General features: G+C 36.6%; 12 protein-coding genes, 1 tRNA gene and 1 pseudogene. 9 read left to right on the top strand and 5 right to left on the bottom strand.

Features of this window, described 5'->3' with window-relative positions; genetic code table 11:
* Positions 1-59: 59 nt before the first annotated feature.
* Positions 60-398: a P-II family nitrogen regulator gene (locus tag ACFILH_RS07670; protein ID WP_015856528.1), complete on the bottom strand. Its 339-nt coding sequence runs from the start codon at positions 396-398 to the stop codon at positions 60-62.
* Between the two features lie 1,071 nt (positions 399-1,469).
* Complete coding sequence (uvrA, locus tag ACFILH_RS07675; protein ID WP_375637459.1) at positions 1,470-4,385, bottom strand: excinuclease ABC subunit UvrA; 2,916 nt, start codon at positions 4,383-4,385, stop codon at positions 1,470-1,472.
* 329 nt (positions 4,386-4,714) lie between these two features.
* Between uvrA and ssb the strand changes: the two genes are divergently transcribed.
* The 7 genes and pseudogenes from ssb (at position 4,715) to ACFILH_RS07710 (ending at position 14,966) form a co-directional block, all read left to right on the top strand.
* The gene (gene ssb / locus ACFILH_RS07680; protein WP_273791491.1) at positions 4,715-5,221 is read left to right on the top strand and encodes a single-stranded DNA-binding protein; all 507 of its coding nucleotides are present in this window, start codon (positions 4,715-4,717) and stop codon (positions 5,219-5,221) included.
* A gap of 230 nt (positions 5,222-5,451) precedes the next feature.
* Positions 5,452-8,235 carry a DNA gyrase subunit A gene (gene gyrA, locus ACFILH_RS07685; RefSeq protein WP_375667604.1) on the top strand — a complete coding sequence of 928 codons (2,784 nt, stop codon included), beginning with the start codon at positions 5,452-5,454 and terminating at the stop codon, positions 8,233-8,235.
* 24 nt (positions 8,236-8,259) lie between these two features.
* Positions 8,260-8,779 (top strand): annotated as a pseudogene (coaD, locus tag ACFILH_RS07690) (pantetheine-phosphate adenylyltransferase).
* A complete protein-coding gene (locus ACFILH_RS07695; protein WP_375660080.1) occupies positions 8,769-9,362 on the top strand; it encodes a peptidylprolyl isomerase in 594 nt (197 codons plus the stop codon). The pseudogene coaD and the gene ACFILH_RS07695 overlap by 11 nt, the downstream one beginning before the upstream one ends.
* Before the next feature lie 18 nt (positions 9,363-9,380).
* Positions 9,381-9,893, top strand: a complete 513-nt coding sequence (locus tag ACFILH_RS07700; RefSeq protein ID WP_375664124.1) for a peptidylprolyl isomerase — start codon at positions 9,381-9,383, stop codon at positions 9,891-9,893.
* A gap of 1,454 nt (positions 9,894-11,347) precedes the next feature.
* The gene (tgt, locus tag ACFILH_RS07705; protein ID WP_375667606.1) at positions 11,348-12,466 is read left to right on the top strand and encodes a tRNA guanosine(34) transglycosylase Tgt; all 1,119 of its coding nucleotides are present in this window, start codon (positions 11,348-11,350) and stop codon (positions 12,464-12,466) included.
* Between the two features lie 1,300 nt (positions 12,467-13,766).
* Complete coding sequence (locus tag ACFILH_RS07710; protein ID WP_375631313.1) at positions 13,767-14,966, top strand: MFS transporter; 1,200 nt, start codon at positions 13,767-13,769, stop codon at positions 14,964-14,966.
* Positions 14,967-15,008: 42 nt separating this feature from the next.
* Here ACFILH_RS07710 and ACFILH_RS07715 read toward each other — a convergent pair whose 3' ends face one another.
* The 3 genes from ACFILH_RS07715 to ACFILH_RS07725 form a co-directional block, all read right to left on the bottom strand.
* Positions 15,009-16,433 carry an MFS transporter gene (locus tag ACFILH_RS07715; protein ID WP_375631314.1) on the bottom strand — a complete coding sequence of 475 codons (1,425 nt, stop codon included), beginning with the start codon at positions 16,431-16,433 and terminating at the stop codon, positions 15,009-15,011.
* 118 nt (positions 16,434-16,551) lie between these two features.
* Entirely contained in the window at positions 16,552-17,766 is a 1,215-nt protein-coding gene (locus tag ACFILH_RS07720; protein WP_375631315.1) for an NADP-dependent isocitrate dehydrogenase, read from the bottom strand.
* 812 nt (positions 17,767-18,578) lie between these two features.
* A tRNA-Glu gene (locus tag ACFILH_RS07725) sits at positions 18,579-18,653 on the bottom strand.
* Positions 18,654-19,999: 1,346 nt separating this feature from the next.
* Here ACFILH_RS07725 and ACFILH_RS07730 point away from each other — a divergent pair.
* On the top strand, positions 20,000-21,316 hold the full coding sequence (locus ACFILH_RS07730; protein WP_273791204.1) for a homoserine dehydrogenase: 1,317 nt from the start codon (positions 20,000-20,002) through the stop codon (positions 21,314-21,316).
* Positions 21,317-21,456: 140 nt separating this feature from the next.
* Complete coding sequence (gene glpX / locus ACFILH_RS07735; RefSeq protein ID WP_375667608.1) at positions 21,457-22,443, top strand: class II fructose-bisphosphatase; 987 nt, start codon at positions 21,457-21,459, stop codon at positions 22,441-22,443.
* Positions 22,444-22,467: the final 24 nt, after the last annotated feature.

The raw sequence follows: 22,467 nt of genomic DNA on the forward strand, positions 1-22,467 counted from the left end.
ATTCAATTTCCTTAATGTGGCGTTGAGGTGGATAAAAAAGTGAATTTTCTCGTTATTTATTAAAGGGCATCGATACCGGTTTCGTCCGTGCCTATACGAATTGCATCATCAATGGAAAAGACAAATATTTTTCCATCTCCTATATGTTTGGTTTGAGCTGCTTTACGTATTGCATCAACAGTTTGTTCCAGTTTTTCATCGGACACAACAATTTCAATCTTTACTTTAGGTAGAAAGTCAACAACATATTTCGTACCACGATAAAGTTCTGTATGTTCCCTTTGACGACCAAAACCTTTCGCTTCTGTTACTGTAATACCATGTAACCCAATTTTTTGAAGCGCTTCTTTCACTTCATCAAGTTTGAAAGGTTTTATAATGGCTTCAATTTTTTTCATGCTGAAATTATCTCCAACGTTATTTTGTCTTTTTAGACTGCATCACATTATATTGACAACTGTAAGATGTCCAACAGATACTTTGTGCACAAAAAGTCGCAAATAATGATACTCTAAGCTCTTTTAGGAGAGTTTCTTTTGTAGAATACAGTCAAACACTGTTTTTTGGGAAAAAACCTTACAATTCTTTTACAAGAATTCAAATTATACAATAAAAGAGTTTTGTTTCTTTTTTTTAGATAACACATTTACTTATAAGGATAATTAGACATTTTCCACATTAAATGAGAAACTCTAATAGCGTAGGATTTTCTCATTTTAGATCTTTTTGTCGTCAATCAATCAAAACAATACCTTTATATATCATAAATAGTACGAGTGTGTGGGTAACAACATTTGAAAAAAGAAATAAAATGTTTTTTATGAAAGCTTTCTATCACTAAAGGCTTTACAATATTAGGGAGTAGGGGAGATAAATATTGGAAAAGAGTGTGATGTTGCTGATTATGCTTCTTCATAAACGTAAAAATGGTGGTGTACAATAAATGAGTTTATCATTATAGCATTCATAGCTGCTGTTGTGAAATGGGCTTGGGAGCATTGAGAAATGTTTCTTTAAAACAGATGTGTGAATTGGCAATGCAAATATATTCCGTTTGGGGCGTTTTGTCCCTTCGTGAGGAATATGATCCCATTAAGGAACGCGATGAATAAAAGCGTGAAGCAATGGCAATCTTCATTATAAGATATTGCCGCGGATTCCTTTGAAATCATAAAGATAAATTAAGAAGTGATGTAAAGATAGGAACTTATTTATACCTTTAAAACTTCGTATTTTTCCCAGTTTAGGCTGTCTGGTCGTTTCAGGTATAAACAAAACAGAGAATAAATATGCAATTATGCGCGCATTCTTATTTGGCAATACGACAACTGAAACAGCTTATAAAGCGCTAAATTGTTTTTAGTCTTTGCTTCAAACGTGTTGCACTACTGGAATTAGGTGTTGGTTTACAGGTAATAGTAAAAGTACAGGCTTTGTTAGTATGCTGTATTTTACAATAAAAAGCGTTTCTAAGAATTGGAATTATAGAGAGATGGGCGTAGTAAAACATCTTTTAGAAATTTTCCCGTATAGGAAGCGGGAACCTTAATGATGTCTTCAGGGCGTCCAATTGCAACAATTTCACCACCGCGATCTCCACCTTCTGGTCCTAAATCAATAATCCAGTCGGCTGTCTTTATAACATCAAGGTTATGTTCAATGACTATAACTGTGTTGCCCTGCTCGACTAGTTCGTGAAGCACTTCAAGAAGTTTGGAAATATCATGAAAATGTAAACCTGTTGTCGGTTCATCCAAAATATAGAGTGTACGTCCCGTTGTTTTACGAGAAAGTTCTTTCGCAAGTTTTACACGTTGTGCTTCCCCACCAGAAAGTGTGGTTGCTTGCTGTCCTACTTTTATGTAACCCAATCCTACTTTAATGAGAGTTTCCATTTTATTATGAATAGCGGGAATAGCTTGGAAAAATTCTTCTGCCTTTTCAATTGTCATATCCAAAATATCGGCTATAGACTGTCCTTTGAATTTTATTTCTAGTGTTTCTCGGTTATAGCGTTTTCCTTTACAGACATCGCAAGTAACATAGACATCAGGTAAAAAGTGCATTTCAATTTTGATGACTCCGTCGCCTTGACATGCTTCGCACCGTCCTCCTTTAACATTAAATGAAAAACGCCCAGCTTTGTAACCGCGGGCTTTTGATTCTGGAAGATCAGCAAACCACTCACGAATCGGTGTAAAAGCACCTGTATAGGTTGCGGGATTAGAGCGTGGGGTGCGTCCAATAGGGGACTGGTTGATATCAATGACTTTATCAAGAAATTCTAATCCATCAATTTTGTCATAGCTGGCAGGGCTGTGATGAGAGCCCATGATATGATGTGATGCTGCTTTGAAAAGCGTTTCAATAAGAAATGTTGATTTTCCTCCTCCAGAAACACCAGTTATGCATGTGAAGGTTCCAAGAGGAATATTCGCATTGATATTTTTGAGGTTATTGCCTTTGGCGCCAATGACTTTAAGTGTTTTCGTTTTTGATATTTTGCGTCGCTTTGTCGGCATTTTAACAGCCATTTTTCCTGAAAGGTATTGGCCTGTGAGAGAGGCTGAATTTTCTATAATTTCCTGCGGTGTCCCTTGCGCTATGATTTCTCCACCATGAACGCCCGCGGCAGGCCCCATATCAACAACATAGTCTGCTGTGAGAATAGCATCTTCATCATGTTCAACAACAATAACTGTATTGCCAAGATTGCGCAAATGACGCAGCATTTCCAAAAGGCGTTCATTATCGCGTTGGTGTAAACCGATAGATGGTTCATCTAAAATATAAAGAACACCTGTAAGACCAGAACCAATTTGGGATGCCAACCGAATGCGTTGGCTTTCTCCCCCTGAAAGCGTTCCTGAATTTCGAGACAAGGTAAGATATTCCAATCCTACATGATTTAAAAAAGCCAAGCGTTCACGAATTTCTTTTAAAATACGTACGGCGATATTACGTTGTTTTTCTGTGAGATATTGATGAACATTGGCAAACCAATCATCTGCCTTTAGAATAGAAAGATCTGATATTTGCCCAATATGCATTCCGTTTATTTTTACAGCAAGTGCCTCTGGTTTTAAACGATAACCGTGACAAGCTGGGCAGGGCGAAGAAGACATATAACGTTCGATTTCTTCTCGAGACCAAGCAGAATCGGTTTCTTTCCAGCGTCTCTCCATATTAGGGATGATTCCTTCAAAGGGTTGGGTCATTTTATGCGAACCAGAATTATTTTTATAGATAAAAGAAATTTCATCTCTTTTTGTACCGTAGAGAATAGCCTGTTGTGCTTCACTAGAGAGTTCACACCATTGATCTGTGAGTTTGAAACCGTAAGCTTTTCCTAATGCTTCTAAGGTTTGACTATAATAAAGTGAATCCGATTTAGCCCAAGGAGCAATGGCTCCATTCTTTAGGGTAAGGTTTTTATTTGGCACAATTTTTAGTGGATCCATTGCCTTTTTGATACCCAATCCATCGCAGAGAGGACAGGCCCCAAAAGGATTATTGAACGAAAAAAGGCGTGGTTCAATTTCAGGAATAGAGAAACCCGATACTGGGCAGGAAAACTTTTCTGAAAAAATGAGCCGTTTGTGTGTATCATTTTTTGATTTATGAGCAGATTCCTTTGTCGTTTCTTTTTGTGCTAAGGGTTGGTCTGCCATTTCAGCTATGGCAAGCCCATTTGCTAGCTGTAAACAGGTTTCTATACTATCAGCCAAGCGAGAGGTGATATCCTTCTGTACAACAATGCGGTCTACCACGACATCGATGTCGTGTTTATATTTTTTATCAAGAGGTGGAATATCAGCGATTTCATAGAATTTTCCATCAACTTTAGCGCGTTGAAATCCTCTTTTTAAAAGTTCTGTTAGCTCTTTTTTATATTCTCCCTTTCGTCCTCGCACTAAGGGTGCCATAATAAAAATTCGTGTTCCTTCTGGTAAGGACATAATTTGATCCACCATTTGACTTACTGTCTGGCTTTCAATAGGAAGTCCTGTTGCAGGAGAATGAGGAATACCAATACGTGCAAAGAGAAGACGCATGTAATCGTGGATTTCAGTAACGGTACCTACCGTTGAACGAGGGTTGCGACTGGTTGTTTTTTGTTCAATGGAGATAGCTGGAGAGAGACCGTCTATGCGGTCGACATCGGGTTTTTGCATGACTTCCAAAAATTGGCGTGCATAGGCTGAAAGGCTTTCGACATAGCGACGTTGTCCTTCAGCGTAAATTGTATCAAACGCTAAAGATGATTTCCCTGATCCAGAAAGTCCTGTTATAACAATGAGTTTGTCACGAGGCAGATCAAGATCAATATTTTTAAGGTTATGCTCACGTGCACCGCGAATGGAGATATATTTTTGATGAGTCATACTTTATCCTTGGCATATGTGGCAAAAATTGAGCACCTAAAATGGAATAAAACTGTTTTTTTAGAATTACAATGTGTTTAACTGCTTTAATGCAAAAGGAAGGTATAAGTTTTGTGAAAAAAATACAAATGAGCAGCTTTTTATTCTCTCGTGGTGGAATAAACTATGTGTTTTTATCATCTTTTGGTATAATTACACTCAATACAGTATTGAGAAAGGATAGCATACCCATATTGATGGTCAATTGCGACATGTAAATTGAAGGTCAAGATGGTTATAACTGTTATAGAACAGAGTACTTTACGAATTAAAATTTTGGAGTTTATACGATGGCTGGTAGCCTTAATAAAGTTATTTTGATTGGTAATCTTGGTGCCGATCCTGAAATCCGCCGTTTGAATTCTGGTGATCAAGTGGCAAATCTGCGTATTGCTACTTCAGAAAGTTGGCGCGATCGGAATACAAATGAGCGAAAAGAACGCACTGAGTGGCATAGTATTGTTATTTTTAATGAAAACCTTGTCAAAGTTGCAGAGCAATATTTAAAAAAAGGCAGCAAAATTTATATTGAGGGGCAGTTACAGACACGAAAATGGCAAGATCAAAATGGAAATGACCGTTATACAACAGAGATTGTTTTGCAAAAGTACCGTGGCGAATTACAAATGCTTGATGGGCGGGGAGCTGCGAGCGGGGAGCAAGGAGCAAGTCAAGGGGGGAGTTATAGTGGTGGCTTTGCCGATAGTCACTCAAATCAGAGAAATACTTTTGGTCAAAATAATAATCAATTGGGAGAAAGTTTTTCACACAAATTAGATGATGATGTCCCTTTTTAAGAGTCTTTAAATTGCAGTATTATGATCATTTTATGGTTTGCTTGTTTCAGATTTTTGAAGTTTAGCGAAGTGAAAATTGTTAATTATTATTGGTAATTTAAAATATAAATTAATAACATCTTGAAAAATATTGTTAAATTTCTTTTTTGTCATGGGAGAGAAATTAGCATTTTGGTGTATTTTTCGCTATAAATAAAGTGAAATGATTCTTTTTTGAAAGTTTTGAAATTGTGACCGATCTTACTCCACACCCAGAACGTGATGTGCTAACCGGTATTGAACCAATCAGTATTATTGATGAAATGCAACGCTCCTATCTCGATTATGCGATGAGCGTGATTGTTTCACGTGCACTCCCTGATGTCCGTGATGGTCTTAAGCCTGTTCATCGACGTATCCTTCATGCTATGAATGAGATGGGGCTTTCTTTTAATAAGTCGTATCGTAAATCTGCTGGTGTTGTTGGTGAGGTTATGGGGAAATTTCATCCCCATGGTGATGCTTCAATTTACGATGCATTAGTGCGTATGGCGCAGGACTTTTCTTTAAGAAATCCATTAATTGATGGTCAGGGAAATTTTGGTTCCGTTGATGGTGATCCACCTGCGGCCATGCGCTATACTGAGTGTCGTTTAGAAAAAGTTTCAGAAGAACTTTTAGCTGATATTGATAAAGATACTGTTGATTTTCAGGATAATTACGATGGGCGTGAGCGTGAACCGGTTGTCTTGCCAGCGCGTTTTCCCAATCTTTTGGTTAATGGGTCAGGGGGGATTGCTGTGGGAATGGCAACCAATATTCCTCCCCATAATCTTGGTGAAGTCGTTGATGGTTGTATCGCTTTGATTGATAATCCCGATATCACACTTGATAAAATAATTGAAATTATTCCTGGTCCGGATTTTCCTACAGGGGGCATTATCCTCGGACATTCTGGTGTTCGTGCAGCTTATGAAACAGGGCGTGGCTCAATCATTATGCGTGCTAAAGTTGAGATCGAAGAGATTCGCAATGGTCGACAAGCAATTATTGTGAGTGAGATCCCTTATCAAGTTAATAAGGCAACGATGATTGAGAAAATGGCCGAATTGGTGCGCGATAAACGCATTGAAGGAATCTCTGATTTGCGTGACGAATCTGATCGTGATGGATATCGGGTCGTTATTGAGCTGAAGAAAGATGTTGTTGCAGAAGTTGTTTTAAACCAATTATATCGGTATACGCCGCTGCAAACTTCCTTTGGTTGTAATATGGTTGCTTTGAATGGGGGAAAACCCGAACAGATGACGTTGCTTGATATGCTTCGTGCATTTGTTTCTTTTCGGGAAGAAGTTGTCAGTCGGCGAACAAAATATCTTTTGCGTAAAGCGCGTGAGCGAGCACATGTTTTGGTTGGTCTTGCCCTTGCTGTTGCCAATATTGATGAAATTATAGCGCTTATTCGCAAAGCTCCTGATCCGCAGACAGCACGTGCACAGTTAATGGAGCGACGCTGGCCAGCGATGGATGTTGCGCCTTTGATTAAACTTATTGATGATCCTCGTCATATTATTCATGAGGATGGTACTTATAATCTCTCTGAAGAACAGGCGCGTGCTATTTTAGAATTGCGTTTGCAACGATTGACAGCCCTTGGGCGTGATGAAATTGCTGATGAATTGAATAAAATTGGTGTGGATATCGCTGACTATCTTGAGATCTTGGCATCACGCGTGCGGATTATGTGTATTGTTAAGGATGAGTTGAGTGCTCTTCGTGAGGAGTTTGCAACGCCGCGACGTACCGTATTTGGTTTTGGTAGCGCTGAGATGGAGAGTGAAGATCTGATCGCGCCAGAGGATATGGTGGTAACGGTAAGCCATAGTGGTTATATTAAGCGTGTGCCTCTTAATACCTATCGTGCACAGCGACGTGGTGGTAAGGGGCGTTCTGGTATGTCCACGAAGGATGAGGATTTTGTAACGCGGTTGTTTGTTGCCAATACGCATACTCCGGTTCTTTTCTTTTCATCACGTGGGATTGTTTATAAGGAAAAAGTTTGGCGACTGCCGCTGGGGACACCCCAATCGCGTGGGCGGGCTTTGATCAATATGCTTCCCTTACAACAAGGTGAGCGTATTACAACGATTATGCCTTTGCCTGAAGATGAAGCGAGCTGGAGTGCATTAGATATTATGTTTGCGACAACACGTGGAACTGTGCGTCGTAATAAATTATCAGATTTCGTTCAGGTTAATCGTAATGGTAAAATTGCGATGAAACTTGATGAAGAAGATGAAATTCTTTCTGTTGAAACCTGTACAGAACATGATGATGTTGTTCTAACAACAGCCAATGGACAATGTATCCGTTTTCCAGTTGTTGATGTTCGGGTCTTTGCTGGGCGTAATTCTGTGGGAGTTCGTGGTATCAATTTAGCTAAAGGCGATAAAGTCATTTCGATGACAATTTTAGAGCATGTCGAGGCGACGTCCATTGAGCGTTCTGCTTATATTAAACGTGTAATGAATGAACGGCGTGCTTCTGGTGCAGATGCTGATGTTGAAGATGTTATAACTCTTGATGAAGAAGATGGGGGTGCTGAAACAGAGTTAACAGATGAACGTTATGCAGAACTTCATGCACGTGAACAAATGCTTTTGACAGTGAGTGAATTTGGTTATGGTAAACGTTCTTCTTCCTATGAGTTCCGGATTTCGGGACGTGGCGGAAAGGGGATTCGCGCAACAGATCCATCTAAAACAGCTGAAATTGGTAAATTAGTAGCGGCTTTTCCGGTGAAGGCGCAAGATCAAATTATGTTGGTATCAGATGGGGGGCAGCTTATTCGTGTCCCTGTTGAGGGAATTCGTACTGCTGGGCGCTCAACTAAGGGAGTCACAATTTTTAATACAGCCAAAGGTGAAAGAGTCGTATCGGTTGAACGTATTTCTGAACCTGAAGATGATACGAGTTCATTAGATGATGAAGGTGAGAAGCATTCTGATACAGTTGATATGAGCGAAGAAAAATAATTTTTAAGAGGAAGGAGTAAAGTCATGAAAATTGCTCTTTACGCGGGTTCTTTTGATCCTCTTACAAATGGTCATCTTGATGTTTTGAAAGGGTGTTTTGTGTTAGCTGATAAGGTGGTCGTCGCTATAGGGATACAGGCTGACAAAAAAACACTCTTTAGCTTCGAAGAGCGTGTTGATTTCATTACGCAGGTCGGGAAAGACTTGTTTGGTGCAGATTCTAATCGATTGCAGGTTCTTTCATTTAGCAACCTTCTCATTGAGAAGGCGCGTGAAGTTGGTGCTTCATTTCTCATTCGTGGATTGCGTGATGGTACTGATCTTGATTATGAAATGCAAATGGCCGGGATGAATGGCGTTATGGCTCCTGAATTGCAAACTGTTTTTTTGCCGGCAAGTGTTTCTGGGCGTGCGATAACTTCTACATTGGTACGCCAAATTGCCTCTATGGGAGGTGATGTAACACCATTTGTACCGCCCAATGTTGCACAAGCTTTGAGCTCGAAATTCCAATCTTTTAGGGGAGAATAATTGTGTCTCGTAGAACTTTTGCTGTTTTGATATGTGTGTTTTGTTTTTTTTCATTGTCCGCTGTCGCTGGTAATCCTAGACCAGCAAGCGATGCAAGCCTTCTTGTTTTATCTCTCAAAGATGGTGATGTCATTATTCGTCTGCGTCCTGATTTGGCGCCAAAACATGTTGCGCAAATCAAAAGATTAACAGAGGAGGGGGCCTATAATAATGTTGTGTTTCATCGTGTTATTCCTAATTTCATGGCACAAACTGGTGATGTAGAATTTGGAAAAAAAGGCAGTAGAGATTTTGATCTGAAACGCGTTGGTATGGGTGGCTCAAATTATCCCAATATACCGGCAGAGTTTTCAAAACAGCCGTTTAAGCGTGGTACAGTTGGGATGGCACGGTCACAAGATCCGGATTCCGCGAATTCTCAATTCTTCATTTGTTTTGATGATGCTGCTTTTTTAAACGGTCAGTATACGGTTGTTGGAGAGGTTATAAAGGGGATGGATGTTGTTGATAAAATAAAAAAAGGTACGACAAATAATAATGGATCTGTAAAAAATCCTGATGTTATTAATGCTGCTACTTTACAAGTTGAGAAATGAATCAAGGGAGCTTTCCATATGGCTGAGAATAAAAATCCAGAAAATACTTTAATTCTTGAAACAACAAAGGGCAGGGTTGTTATTGAGCTTTTTGCTGATTTAGCACCTTGTCATGTTGCACGTATTAAAGAATTGGTACGTGAAGGTGCTTATGATAATGTTATTTTCCATCGCGTTATTGATGGTTTTATGGCGCAAACAGGGGATGTGCAATTTGGAAAGAAGGATAGTGAAAAATTCAATTTATCACGTGCGGGTATGGGGGGGGCAGAAAAACCAAATTTAACAGCAGAGTTTTCAAATCTTTCTCATAAGCGTGGTACAGTTTCTATGGCACGGAGTCAGAATCCAAATTCTGCTAACTCTCAGTTTTTTATTTGTTTTGCAGATGCTCCGTGGCTTGATCGTCAATATTCCATATGGGGGCAGGTTGTTGAAGGTATGGAAAATGTTGATAAAATTAAACGTGGTGAACCTGTTTCAGATCCAGATTCAATTACCAAAGCCATTATTGCTGCGGATACAAAATAGTATAAACTATACTGATTTTAATTATAAGTTTCTAAGAAAAAAATACTCTTTTCTGATCAATAAAGGCACACAAAACTCTTTTGTAGTATCACGCTTACCTTTTATAATTTCGAGCTAAGCATTGTCCATATATTTCCTTCAATCGGATCTTCCTTAAGAATATAACGCAAAGGATTTGTACAAACACTTGTCAGAATAAGAAAACGCAAAGTCTGTTGTATTATGGTTGTTGTTTGGCAAAGTGTTTTATAAAAAATTTGGCAGTTCTCTTCCATCCATTGCTGGTCTTAATAGTTTTATGATGTTACTTTCCTGAGAGAGCGTGTGCTTTTGTTTCTGCTTGTAAATCAACATCCAATCCTAATGCAGAAGCATGTTTGAAACACATATTAAGACGGATAAGAGCTTTACTCGCTCATCCAGTTTTCTTAGCAAGGTGGAAAACCAGCATTTATATATATATATTGGCGTAATCTTTAAAATAAGAAGACAGTTTAATCTTAGAAGAATATAATAAAGGCGCAGAAGTGAAATAAATGGCTAGTCTTGCCATCTCCTTTTTAATTCAACTTTACTTTTTTAAGTATCTAACGCAATATCTTTTAAATAATGAAGATTATGTATGGACTTACGCTTTTATTTTTCTCGTTTTTTTATAGAGGAACGCTCCAAACGGAATACACTTGTGTTGCATATTTACGTGTTTTTTTAAGAAGCATTTCTCAGTACATATCAACATTCACTTCCACGATGACATTCATGGCATGTATAGTTTTAAAGCTATAAATAGTATAAAATATTATGCACCACCATCTTTAAAGCTTGTGAAGGAGCAAACGGGTACCATCATACGCTTTTTCAGCCTCTAATGTTACGATAGAGCTTTTGGTATTTGAGAATCTTTACAAAAAGCATTTTTAGTTTTTTAAAGTATTTTTATTTACACGTTAATTTCTTTTGTGAATTATCTCCAATGCCAAGAGCTATCTCAATATTGTGAGTGGATAAATGATTATGTTCATTTGCACTTTTATTAAGCGTGAGGATCGCTGTGCCCAGTAGATGAAAAATTTTTATCTGTAAAAGTTAAAGAATATTGTGAGCTGTACAATGCGTTCAAAATTTTCTTTTATGGGTACAAAGTTACTGCTTATGGAAGTATGTGAAGATGAAATTATTGTGATAATAATTTTGCAGTTCTGTTAAGGATAAGCGTAGGTATTTTGAGGTATGATATTATAAGGATTTTACTATTTTTCTAGAGTTAGATTATCACTTTTATTATGGTGATTTCTTAACAAGAAATGTTCTTTTATCTCGTTTAATTTTTGATGCTGGTTACAATATTGAGCGAATCAAAAATTAATTCATAAAGCTTATGACAATGCGCGTAAGGGGATATCTTTTTTCTTTCTATAGAGATATGCATTGATGGAATCAAAAAGACGAGAGTTATGATAAAGACATTTCATTATAGAAAAATTGCTCAAGATGGGTATGCACGTCGAGGAGAAATTATAACGGGGCGAGGATGTGTTCGTACACCCGCATTTATGCCTGTTGGGACGGCAGGAACTGTTAAGGCTATGTATATGGATCAAATTCGTGATCTTGGTGCAGATATCATTTTGGGGAATACTTATCATTTAATGTTACGTCCAGGAGCTGAACGTGTTGCGCGTTTGGGAGGATTACATGAATTTTCACGCTGGAGCGGACCTATTTTAACCGATTCTGGTGGCTTTCAGGTTATGTCATTGGCGGGAATCCGTAAAATTACTGAACAAGGTGTGATTTTTCGCTCTTACATTAATGGAGCTTACTATGAAATGAGTCCAGAGCGTTCTATCGAAATTCAAGGACTTCTTGGTGCGGATATCCAGATGCAGTTGGATCAATGTATTGCATTACCAGCAACTGAAAAAGAAATGGAAGAAGCTATGGAACTTTCATTGCGGTGGGCGCTGCGTTGTAAAACAGCTTTTGGAGATCAGCCAGATAAAGCATTGTTTGGGATTGTTCAAGGTGGTGATAATATGAAACTGCGTGAACGTTCTGCTCAAGCATTAAAAGAAATGGATTTAAAAGGTTACGCTATTGGAGGGCTTGCTGTTGGTGAGCCGCAGAGTGTTATGATAGCAGTATTGGATACTACTTGTCCGATTTTACCAGAGGATAAACCACGCTACCTTATGGGAGTAGGGACACCTGATGATATTTTACAAAGTGTTGCACGTGGTGTTGATATGTTTGATTGTGTTATGCCAACGCGTGCAGGACGTCATGGTTTAGCTTTTACCCGCTTTGGTAGAATTAATTTGCGTAATGCGCGTTATGCAGAAGATCCACATCCTCTTGATCCACAGTCACTTTGTTCAGCAGCACATGATTATAGTTGTGCTTATTTGCATCATTTGATCAAATCTGGTGAATCTCTTGGGGGGATGTTGTTGACTTGGAATAATCTTTTTTATTATCAACAACTTATGCAGGGAATTCGTGATGCCATTGAGGAAGGCTGTTATGCTGATTTTTGCGCTGAAACGCGTGCTCTATGGGCACAAGGACGCTAAAATATTAATCGTAATATAACGCCTCATTTTTTTATTGAATTTATTCTCGCACTTACAAATTTAGTTAAAAATATGAAATTAGAAACATCTTCCAAAATTATAAAATTTCACTATCTTAAAATATAACAGTGCGGTTTTATAAGGGCACATATTCTGTTTCTAATTACTATATAAAAACAGAAACTGTTACTCCGGTACGCGCTACCTGATCCGGAGAAAAACAGTTTTTCTGTTTCTGATGACTGTTTACAGCAACAATGTTAATGAGGCGTTAGCGAACTCTTAAAGAAGTATGAAAATTGTATTTTTATGAGATATTTTGTGTTTTTTATTATTAAAGGTAAAGAATGGATTATATACAATCGAACAGATAAATTTTTAGAAAATTAAAATAAAACTAAAATAAGATTACATATTTAAAATGTTATAATTTTATATTGTTATTATTTTTATATATTAATATAAATATTATTTACAGAGATTTATATAATATTATTAATATTGTAAAACTAAAAAGCTATAGTTTCAATGTAATAAAAATTACATATTAATCACAATAATTATCATATATTATAAAATATCAATAGATATATTTAAACAAAACTTATTATATTTGTTTTGTACTTTGTTTATAGAATTTATATGAAAATAATCATAATATATTTACGTGAATATTTTAATTTACAGATAGTGAGTTAGATATCTGATGCGATTCCTCTGTGAGGGAGGGGGAAAGATGCCTAAAAGAGGATATTTAATAAATCTAGAAACCAAGCACTATTATCATGAGAATTTTTTAAAGACTCTATAATAATTTATAAGAATGGCCTAAAGTTGAAATTATAGCTTATCGATTTGGGGGATCTGCATTTAGGTAGCAAAAATAAAGCAACAATAATTGGGGGAGAAGTTTTATCTTTGTATCAAGATAATGATGAGATATTGTTCACTTGTTTGAAATGCATTATTCAGCAAATTTTAGAATTATTTATAGGGTATAGTATATCGTTGTAAAATAAAGTTTTCACTGTAAAATTTCAACGGCTGAAAAGAGGAGACAAAGTTTATTATCTGGTATATCTGATAGAAATAGGTGAATGTGAATACGTCTATGACCTTGAGGTTTTCAAAGATTTTCCATTAAAGAATCTTACTTAAAACTCCATAAAATGCTTTATATATAAAAATATTTCTAAAACTTTATTGGGGACTATTGGGCATGCGTATAACAATGTTTTGAATTTTTGTTTGTGTGTATTACAGATATTTACAGTTAAAACTCCTATCCAGAAGTGATGATATGAGGGATTCTTATCAACAAAAGGTTCTTGCATTGGGAATTGATTCGAGAATACGACGTTTAATAATTTTAGCTCTTGCTGTGGGCAGTTTTGCTATTGGTACTGCAGAGTTTGTTGCAATGGGGCTACTGCCAGAGATGGCACGAAGTTCCTATGTTGATATTCCTACCGCTGGTCAATATATTTCTGCTTATGCATTAGGAGTTGTGATTGGAGCACCTCTTTTAGCTGTGGCAACAGCTCAGGTATCACGCAAAACTGTTTTGATAGGCTTGATGCTTTTTTATGCCTTAGCAAATATTGCTAGTGCCTTTGTTTCTGATTTTAGCATATTAGTAGTATTACGTTTTCTCAGTGGACTTCCCCATGGAATCTATTTTGGACTTGCGGCTATGGTTGCCTCTTCAATGGTAGAAATGAAAGAACGTTCTAAAGCTGTTGGATATGTTATGCTTGGCTTAACAATTGCAACCGTTTTGGGAGCACCCAGTGCTACTTGGATTGGTCAACTTATTGGTTGGCAGATTGCTTTTGTCCTTGTGGGGATGATCGCTTTATTATGTTGTTTGCTTATTTGGAATTTTTTTCCTTGTGATTCAAGTTTTCCAAAAACGAATCCTTTGCAAGAAATGGGTGCATTAAAGCAAAAGCAGGTGTGGCTTCTTTTGTTGATGGTGTCGGTGGGAGCGTCAGGATTATTTTCTGTTTTCACTTATATCAAGCCAACATTAATGCATATTTCTGGTGTTTCACTTGAGTTGGTACCATTTATTATGCCGTTAGTTGGATTGGGAATGGTGGTAGGAAATCTCTTGGGGCCTAAATTAGCCGTTAAAATTGGTATTTCGCCGATGATATTTTTTTCTATGCTTTGGAGCGTATTTGTTTTTTTTATTTTTTTATTTTTATCCTATGCTCCGTTAACAGCGGCAATAGGATGCTTTTTTGTTGGAACTTCTTTTGCTGCTATGCCTTCTATACAAACAAAAATTATGGATGTTGCACTACAGGGACAGATTTTGGCAGGAGCATTAATGCAGTCTGCTTTTAATATTGCCAACGCTCTTGGTGCAGAATCTGGAGCATTAGTTTTAAAATTGGGTTATAGTTATGAATATACAGCTGTTTTAGGAAGTGTTCTAACTTTGTGTGGATTAATGGTTTTTTGCGTCTCATGGTATATGGAGAAGCATGCTTAATGTTTTTCATTTTTAAAATGAAGAAGGTATTTTTATATTTATTTAATTATTGGAATGTCCTGTTGGATTTTTTAACATGCAGTAAGAAATGCGCAGCGCTAATGGAATAGCAAAACAAAATAAAAAACCAATGAGCACTACAAGAAGAGTTTTTGCTGCTAAGATCATTCCTATTGTTCCTCCAGGATTAAAGAGTCCGGCAAGATTGGTGATAACTCCGGCTAGAGTTGCACTCAATGCAGCTGAAAATAGTTGTACGGAGGTAAGGGATTCACTGGCACGGAGAGCATCTTCATCATTTGTACATTGTAAAATTCGTGTGAGCAAATGTGGCCATGCTATGCCTGCACTGATTCCAATAGAAAATAGTGCTAAGCAAATAATAAAAATATATTCAAGCGTGGAAACTTCTGTTGGTATGAGCCATAAAAGAATCGCTATGCCTAACAGTTTTAATAGGGGCGAGTATATAATGATGTTGCGAATTTTTTTTGTGGAGACAGCAGCACTTGAGAGGGCTCCACACGTCCACCCTAGGCTCATAAGTGTTGCTATATAACCGGCTATAAGTGGAGCTTGTCCATGAAGTTCTTGAAGAAAAAGTGGTAAATAAAGTTCTATACTGTACACGACTGTTGTCATAACGAGTATTAATGCGTAAACAGGAAAAATTTCAGAAGAGAAAGAAAAGGATTTGCGCGGCAACATAGGATGAAAGCTATATGATTCGATTTTTGCTAAAACAAAGAGAAGACTAAGTCCGATAACTAATCCGCAAATTTTTGCCATTGTTGTGTCCATAGCTCCTCCAACAGAGATGATAAAAATCAATAAGGTGAGTGTGAGAAGCTGGAGAAGAGGGAGGGGGGATGTTGGAACATAGTTTTCATTCTTTTTGGGTAAAATTTTAAAGGCTATGAGTGAGAAGAATATAGCTAATGCGCCAATGATCCAAAAGGATGCTCTCCATAGGCCATAATATACAGAAATTCCTCCGATTGCTGGTCCTAACAAGGTTGATATTCCCCACATTCCAGAGATAACACTTAATGCGTGTGACCATAAAGATGGGCTGAAAACAATACGTACCATGGAATAGGATAGAGATAACAAAGAACCACTTCCCAATCCTTGAATAAAGCGTCCTATTAAAAATAATGGCATAGATGAAGAAATGCTGCACAGGAAAGTGCCTAGGGTAAAGATAAGACCAGAGATAACATAAGCGTTGCGAGGACCTAATTTCCCTAATATTTTTGTTGCAAGTGAAGTACCAAGGAGTGAAGCTGTAATAAAGACAGTCGCCACCCAAGAATAATATTCATTGCCAATATGATTTATAAGGGAAGGTAAAATAGTAATAACAATATAAACATTGGTAGCGTGTAATATAACACCACCTGTAAACGTTAAAAAGCAAAGACCATTTTTACCCAATAAAAGCTCAGACCAGCTCTGTTGTTTCACTGTTTTTTGCTATTTAATAAAAATTTATCCTCTTTTTACTTATAAGGTACTTCTTTGAATTTGCCAAGAGAAATTCAAAGCTCTGTTTAGAGCTTTGAATTTTAATTTAATTAATAACTTAATTGCCCATTGCTTTTTTGAGATTCTCATCAATTTTATCGAGGAAACCTGTTGTAGAAAGCCATTTTTGTTTAGGCCCAATCAAAAGTGCGAGATCTTTAGTCATAAAACCTTCTTCGACGGTTTTAATACAAACTTCTTCCAATGTCGTGGAAAAGTTTTTTAATTTCTCATTGTTATCTAGTTTAGCACGGTGCGCCAGTCCACGTGTCCATGCGAAAATAGATGCAATAGAATTTGTTGATGTTTCTTCGCCTCTTTGATGCTGACGGTAATGGCGTGTTACGGTGCCGTGTGCAGCCTCTGCTTCAACAATTTTACCATCAGGTGTCATGAGAACAGAAGTCATGAGACCAAGAGAACCAAAGCCTTGGGCAACAATATCAGATTGGACATCACCATCATAGTTTTTACATGCCCATACGTATCCACCTGACCACTTTAATGCAGAAGCAACCATATCATCAATAAGACGGTGTTCGTAATATAATTTACGGTTTTCAAATTCAGTTTTAAATTCCATATCGAATATTTCTTGAAAGATATCTTTAAAACGACCATCGTAAGCTTTTAGAATGGTATTTTTTGTTGAAAGATAAACTGGAACATTCCGTTGTAGTCCATAATTAAAGGATGCGCGGGCAAAATCACGAATTGACTCATCAAGGTTATACATAGCCATGGCAACCCCTGCGCTTGGAGCATCAAAAACATCATGTTCAATAACTTGATTGTCATCACCTACAAATTTAATACTTAATTTCCCTTTTCCTGGAAATTTAAAATCTGTTGCCTTGTATTGATCGCCAAAAGCGTGACGTCCTATAATAATTGGCTTTGTCCAGTTAGGAATAAGGCGAGGGACATTTTTACAGATAATGGGTTCGCGAAAAATGACTCCTCCTAAAATATTGCGGATTGTACCATTAGGTGATTTCCACATTTTTTTTAGGTTAAATTCTTTAACGCGTGCCTCATCAGGTGTGATGGTTGCGCATTTTATACCAACCCCATATTCTTTTATAGCATTGGCAGAATCGATTGTTACTTGATCATTGGTTGCATCACGATTTTCGACGGAAAGATCATAATATTTTAGATCAATGTCGAGGTAGGGATGGATTAATTTATCTTTGATATATTTCCAGATGATGCGGGTCATCTCATCCCCATCAAGTTCAACAACGGGGTTTTCTACTTTGATCTTTACCATTAGAAATCCTTTTTCTTTTAAGCGATACTACTTATATAACACTTTCAACTTTATAATGAAAAGTAAAAACAAGGGAAAAAAGCATTCAAATATGAGCTTTTAGAATATATTATCAATAGAGTGTAAAATTTTGTTGGAGGGTTTAATCCTTGAAAAGAAGTGATGTGTTTATAAATCTATAAGTATTCTATGATTGATGAAGAATCTGTTTAATAGATAAGGTAGTTAGATCACCGAGGGACGGGGATTATGCGTTTTTATTATCAGAGATTCCATTTAATAAATTGATCGTATTCTGAATTATAGTTTCTTGATTTGTTGTGTGAGGTGAATAAGCATCTATTTTTTATATTGCTATTTCAACTCTAAGATTACGGTTTGTTTATTTATAAAAAGTTTAATGTGATAACAAAGGCACTGTAATTAGAAATGCTTCATATAAAATGCGTTTGGGATAAACTTCAGTTTTGAAGGTTGGAAAAAACGTATAAATGATGCGGCTGGTTTAATTTAAAAATTAACAGCATACGCAAGAATATGACTTATAAAATTACCGTATCGCGAGCTAGAATACTCTAATTCTTATATTTTATAGATTCTTATTGTTATAACTGTGCGCAGTAAAGCACTATCCTCGAAATGCAACAAAGAAATTAATCACCTAATGATTCTTGTATCCTTTTTACAAAGAGATTCCTTTTAATTTACGAAGAAATTCCTTTTAAAATCTTGTTCTCTCGTTTTTATTTATGCATCCCTCATTTTTAAAAACACAAATAAAATGAATATATTACACATAGAAAAAAGGAGGATGGTACGCCCAAGGGGAATCGAACCCCTGTTTCCGCCGTGAAAGGGCGATGTCCTAACCGCTAGACGATGGGCGCAAACCAATGATGAGGCTTATAGAGAGGATCTTTTTACTTCGCAAGCCCTCTGTGTCATTTTTTTTGAAAAAAGTGTGTTTTATTGAATAATTTTTGAGAAACTCTTGTTTGAATCATCTTATTTTCTAAGATTTTTTGTAGAAAAAATGTAAAGTTATCATCATTGATAGAAAGTTTTGATGTGGGTATCATCTCAGCAAATGATATTTGCATTTATTTTCAGTTTGAAAAGTAGGCAAAAATGATCAAAACAGCATTTTAAATGTATTTATTTTTTACATATTTTATCGTTTGTTATCTTTGTTGTCACATGAGAATATTATTTAACTTGCTTGAAAGAGCCTTTATACGGAAGATTTCTCATTTGAGCTTATCATAAAGCAAAAACTGTATAATTTATAAAGTAGAAATACAATATTTATTACCAAATAAACAAATAATACCAATCATACAAAAGTTTTTTTATGAATAATCCATAGATTACTTACAATTTAACAAAATATAAATAGATATCTGTATAATAAAAATGAAAATATTAAATCAATTTTTATAGAATATATTAAAAATATTTTTTATATTTACTTTTACATGTCTGTAAGAAATTTAAGATTAAAAACCCTTCATTTGCTCTTTTATATATTGAGAAGGTTCTTGATTTGAAAATGAATTAGCGTGGATAAAGGGTAGATTGAGTTTTTTTTCATTTCAATTCGCTAGTTTTTTAAAGAGGTGGCAATAAGTTGAGATAAAATATTCAAATTTTGAAACTTTATTCTCTATATTTATAATATTTCAGAATTATGGTGTGCGCATATTAAGTTTTGTTTTTTACTTTAATGTAAGGTTCTATTTTGATATATGAGTGCGTTAAGATTTTGCATTAAAGATTTATATTTAAAGCTATGGAATGGTAGGAAGAAATGTGTTATTATGTACTGATCTACTTTATTTTATCCATTCTCTTAATTTATCATATAAAAGAATGTTTTTTGTTCCATACTTGTTGATTTAGAAGAGATGTTTTATTCTTTCTTACTAAGTCTTCAATATTCTTTAACTTGTTATTGATTATTTTTTAGAACTTTTCTTTATGGAAACTTGCATTTATCAGTTTTACAGATTTTCATTCTGAATTAAATATTTTATAAAGATTCTGAAATCTTTGAAGACAATAAATATTATATTTTTAGGAATGTTGATTGAACAAGCGGGGATAATTCTATTGGAAAAAATGAAGTGAATAGAGCGGGGTATTTCTTTTGTTCTTATGGATGTAAATATTCTTTGTGTTGATTGGCACATCATTTAAACGATTTTTCAATGAAGATAGGGATCAGTGGTTAATAATGGCAGAAGCTTTAAAAGTTGGTGTTGCGGGACTTGGTACGGTTGGTACTTCAGTTGTTCGAGCTCTATGTGAAAAAGCGAATAGTTTAGCTTGTCAATGTGGGCGATTCATCAAAGTTGTTGCTGTTAGTGCGCGCGATAAAGGCCGCAATCGTGGACTTGATCTCAGTGATATAAAATGGTTTGATTCACCTGTGGAGTTGGCTGCTTCTGATGAGATTGATGTTTTTGTAGAGTTAATTGGTGGTGAATTGGATGTGGTGTATACCGCTGTTAAGAGAGCGCTTGAGGCGGGACATCATGTTGTAACAGCCAATAAAGCTCTTCTTGCTCGACATGGAGTAGAGCTGGCTATAATTGCAGAAAAAAAAGGTGTTTTTCTTCATTTTGAAGCAGCTGTTGCAGGGGGGATTCCTGTCATCAAAGCGATGAGAGAATCACTTGTTAGTAATCGCATATCGCGAATTTATGGTATTCTCAATGGAACCTGTAATTATATATTAACACGCATGTTTACGGAAGGTCTTTCATTTAAAGATTGTTTAGCAGATGCACAGAGACTTGGGTATGCTGAAGCAGATCCAACTTTTGATATTGAGGGAAATGATACTGCTCATAAATTAGCTTTGTTGACAAGCTTGGCATTTGGAACAGCTATTTCGTTAGATGATGTTTATGTTGAAGGAATTCATAATATTTCGCAAATTGATATTCGAGCAGCTGATGAATTGGGGTATCGGATTAAGCTTTTAGGGGTTGCATTAAAAACGGATTCTGGAATAGAGCAACGCGTTCATCCAACAATGGTACCAGCATCCTCAATGATTGCACAGATAAATGGTGTAACCAATGCTCTTTCTATTCAAAGTGATTTATTAGGTGAATTACTGTTTTCTGGTCCTGGCGCTGGAGGAAAGGCAACAGCATCAGCCGTTATTGGTGATTTGGCTGATATAGCAAAAGCGCGTTCTGGTTTTCAGTATGCACCTGTTTTAAGACGTCCAGCATTAGAACTTGCTCCTCATAAAAAAGCACGTATTTCGCATCATGCAGGTGGTTATTTTATTCGTTTAAATGTTCATGATCGTACTGGTGTTTTTGCCGCGGTCGCAAGGCATATGGCTGATAATCACATCTCATTGGAGTCGATTGTTCAAAGATCTTTTGTAGAAGATCAAATTGAAAAAACAATTATTTTAATTACGCATGAAACAACAGAGGTGAATGTACGACAGGCACTTGCAGAAATTGAAAAAGATGGACATCTTGTTGCAAAATCTCAATTTATTCGTATTGAACCTATGGCAAAGAATTGATAACTTTCTTGATAATAAAAACGCACGCTTGAGTTCTTTTATCTCTTGTGAAAAATTTTCATCTTTGCCAAAAAACTTTATTCTTAGTATTTAATAAGGACTCATATTTTTCTGGTATTCATTCGGTAGGATTTTTTCATATGCCCACAACTCAGAAGATTTTAAATGGACTTGATCGTATTTTGACGCTTGAATTGGTACGTGTTACTGAACGTGCTGCTGTTGCTGCTGCACGCTGGCGCGGACGTGGCGATGAAAAGGCAGCGGATCAGGCTGCTGTAGATGCAATGCGGCAAGAACTTAATCGATTGCCTATTGATGGTACAGTGGTGATTGGTGAAGGTGAGCGGGATGAAGCGCCTATGCTTTATATTGGAGAAAAAGTGGGTCTTCAAAGTGGATTGGCGATCGATATTGCACTTGATCCACTAGAGGGTACAACACTTTGTGCTAAAAATATTGCTAATTCTTTGGCAGTAGTTGCAATTGCTGAAAAGGGTAATCTCCTTTACGCTCCTGATGTTTATATGAACAAAATTGCTATTGGTCCTGGTTATCCAAAGGGAATAGTCGATATAGATGCTTCTCCTACCGATAATATACATGCTCTTGCGAAGGCTAAAGGAGTGGCTGTTAATCAGATTGTTGTTTGTATTATGGATAGACCTCGTCATGAAAAATTGGTTGATGAAGTACGAGCGACAGGGGCGTCGATTCGCTTGATTGGGGATGGAGATGTGGCTGCTGTTATTGATACAACTGATCCAGAAGAAACAGGTATTGATATCTATATGGGGATTGGTGGAGCACCTGAAGGTGTTTTAGCTTCTGCTGCTTTGCGCTGCATTGGAGGACAGATGCAAGGTCGTTTGCTGCTTGATACAGAAGAGAAAATTGCTCGTGCAGCTAAAATGGGGATTAGTGATCCCAATAAGGTTTATACAATGGAAGAAATGGCAAAGGGTGATGTTTTGTTTTCAGCAACAGGGGTGACAGATGGTAATATGCTTTCTGGTGTTAAATTTACACCTCACTACATTCAAACGGAAACTCTCGTAATGCGCGCCCATACGGGTACAGTTCGTAATATTAAAGCAAAGCATAGAGATCATTCAAAATTTGATTAATGTTTTCTTTTTTATCACTAAAAA

The sequence above is a fragment of the Bartonella sp. CL435QHHD genome, assembly GCF_042195095.1.
GTDB lineage: Bacteria > Pseudomonadota > Alphaproteobacteria > Rhizobiales > Rhizobiaceae > Bartonella.

Bases quoted from the DNA above. Each gene is read 5' to 3' on its own strand.
- ACFILH_RS07670 (WP_015856528.1), bottom strand. From the start codon at position 398: ATGAAAAAAATTGAAGCCATTATAAAACCTTTCAAACTTGATGAAGTG.
- uvrA (WP_375637459.1), bottom strand. From the start codon at position 4,385: ATGACTCATCAAAAATATATCTCCATTCGCGGTGCACGTGAGCATAAC.
- ssb (WP_273791491.1), top strand. From the start codon at position 4,715: ATGGCTGGTAGCCTTAATAAAGTTATTTTGATTGGTAATCTTGGTGCC.
- ACFILH_RS07700 (WP_375664124.1), top strand. From the start codon at position 9,381: ATGGCTGAGAATAAAAATCCAGAAAATACTTTAATTCTTGAAACAACA.
- tgt (WP_375667606.1), top strand. From the start codon at position 11,348: ATGATAAAGACATTTCATTATAGAAAAATTGCTCAAGATGGGTATGCA.
- ACFILH_RS07710 (WP_375631313.1), top strand. From the start codon at position 13,767: ATGAGGGATTCTTATCAACAAAAGGTTCTTGCATTGGGAATTGATTCG.
- ACFILH_RS07720 (WP_375631315.1), bottom strand. From the start codon at position 17,766: ATGGTAAAGATCAAAGTAGAAAACCCCGTTGTTGAACTTGATGGGGAT.
- ACFILH_RS07730 (WP_273791204.1), top strand. From the start codon at position 20,000: ATGGCAGAAGCTTTAAAAGTTGGTGTTGCGGGACTTGGTACGGTTGGT.
- glpX (WP_375667608.1), top strand. From the start codon at position 21,457: ATGCCCACAACTCAGAAGATTTTAAATGGACTTGATCGTATTTTGACG.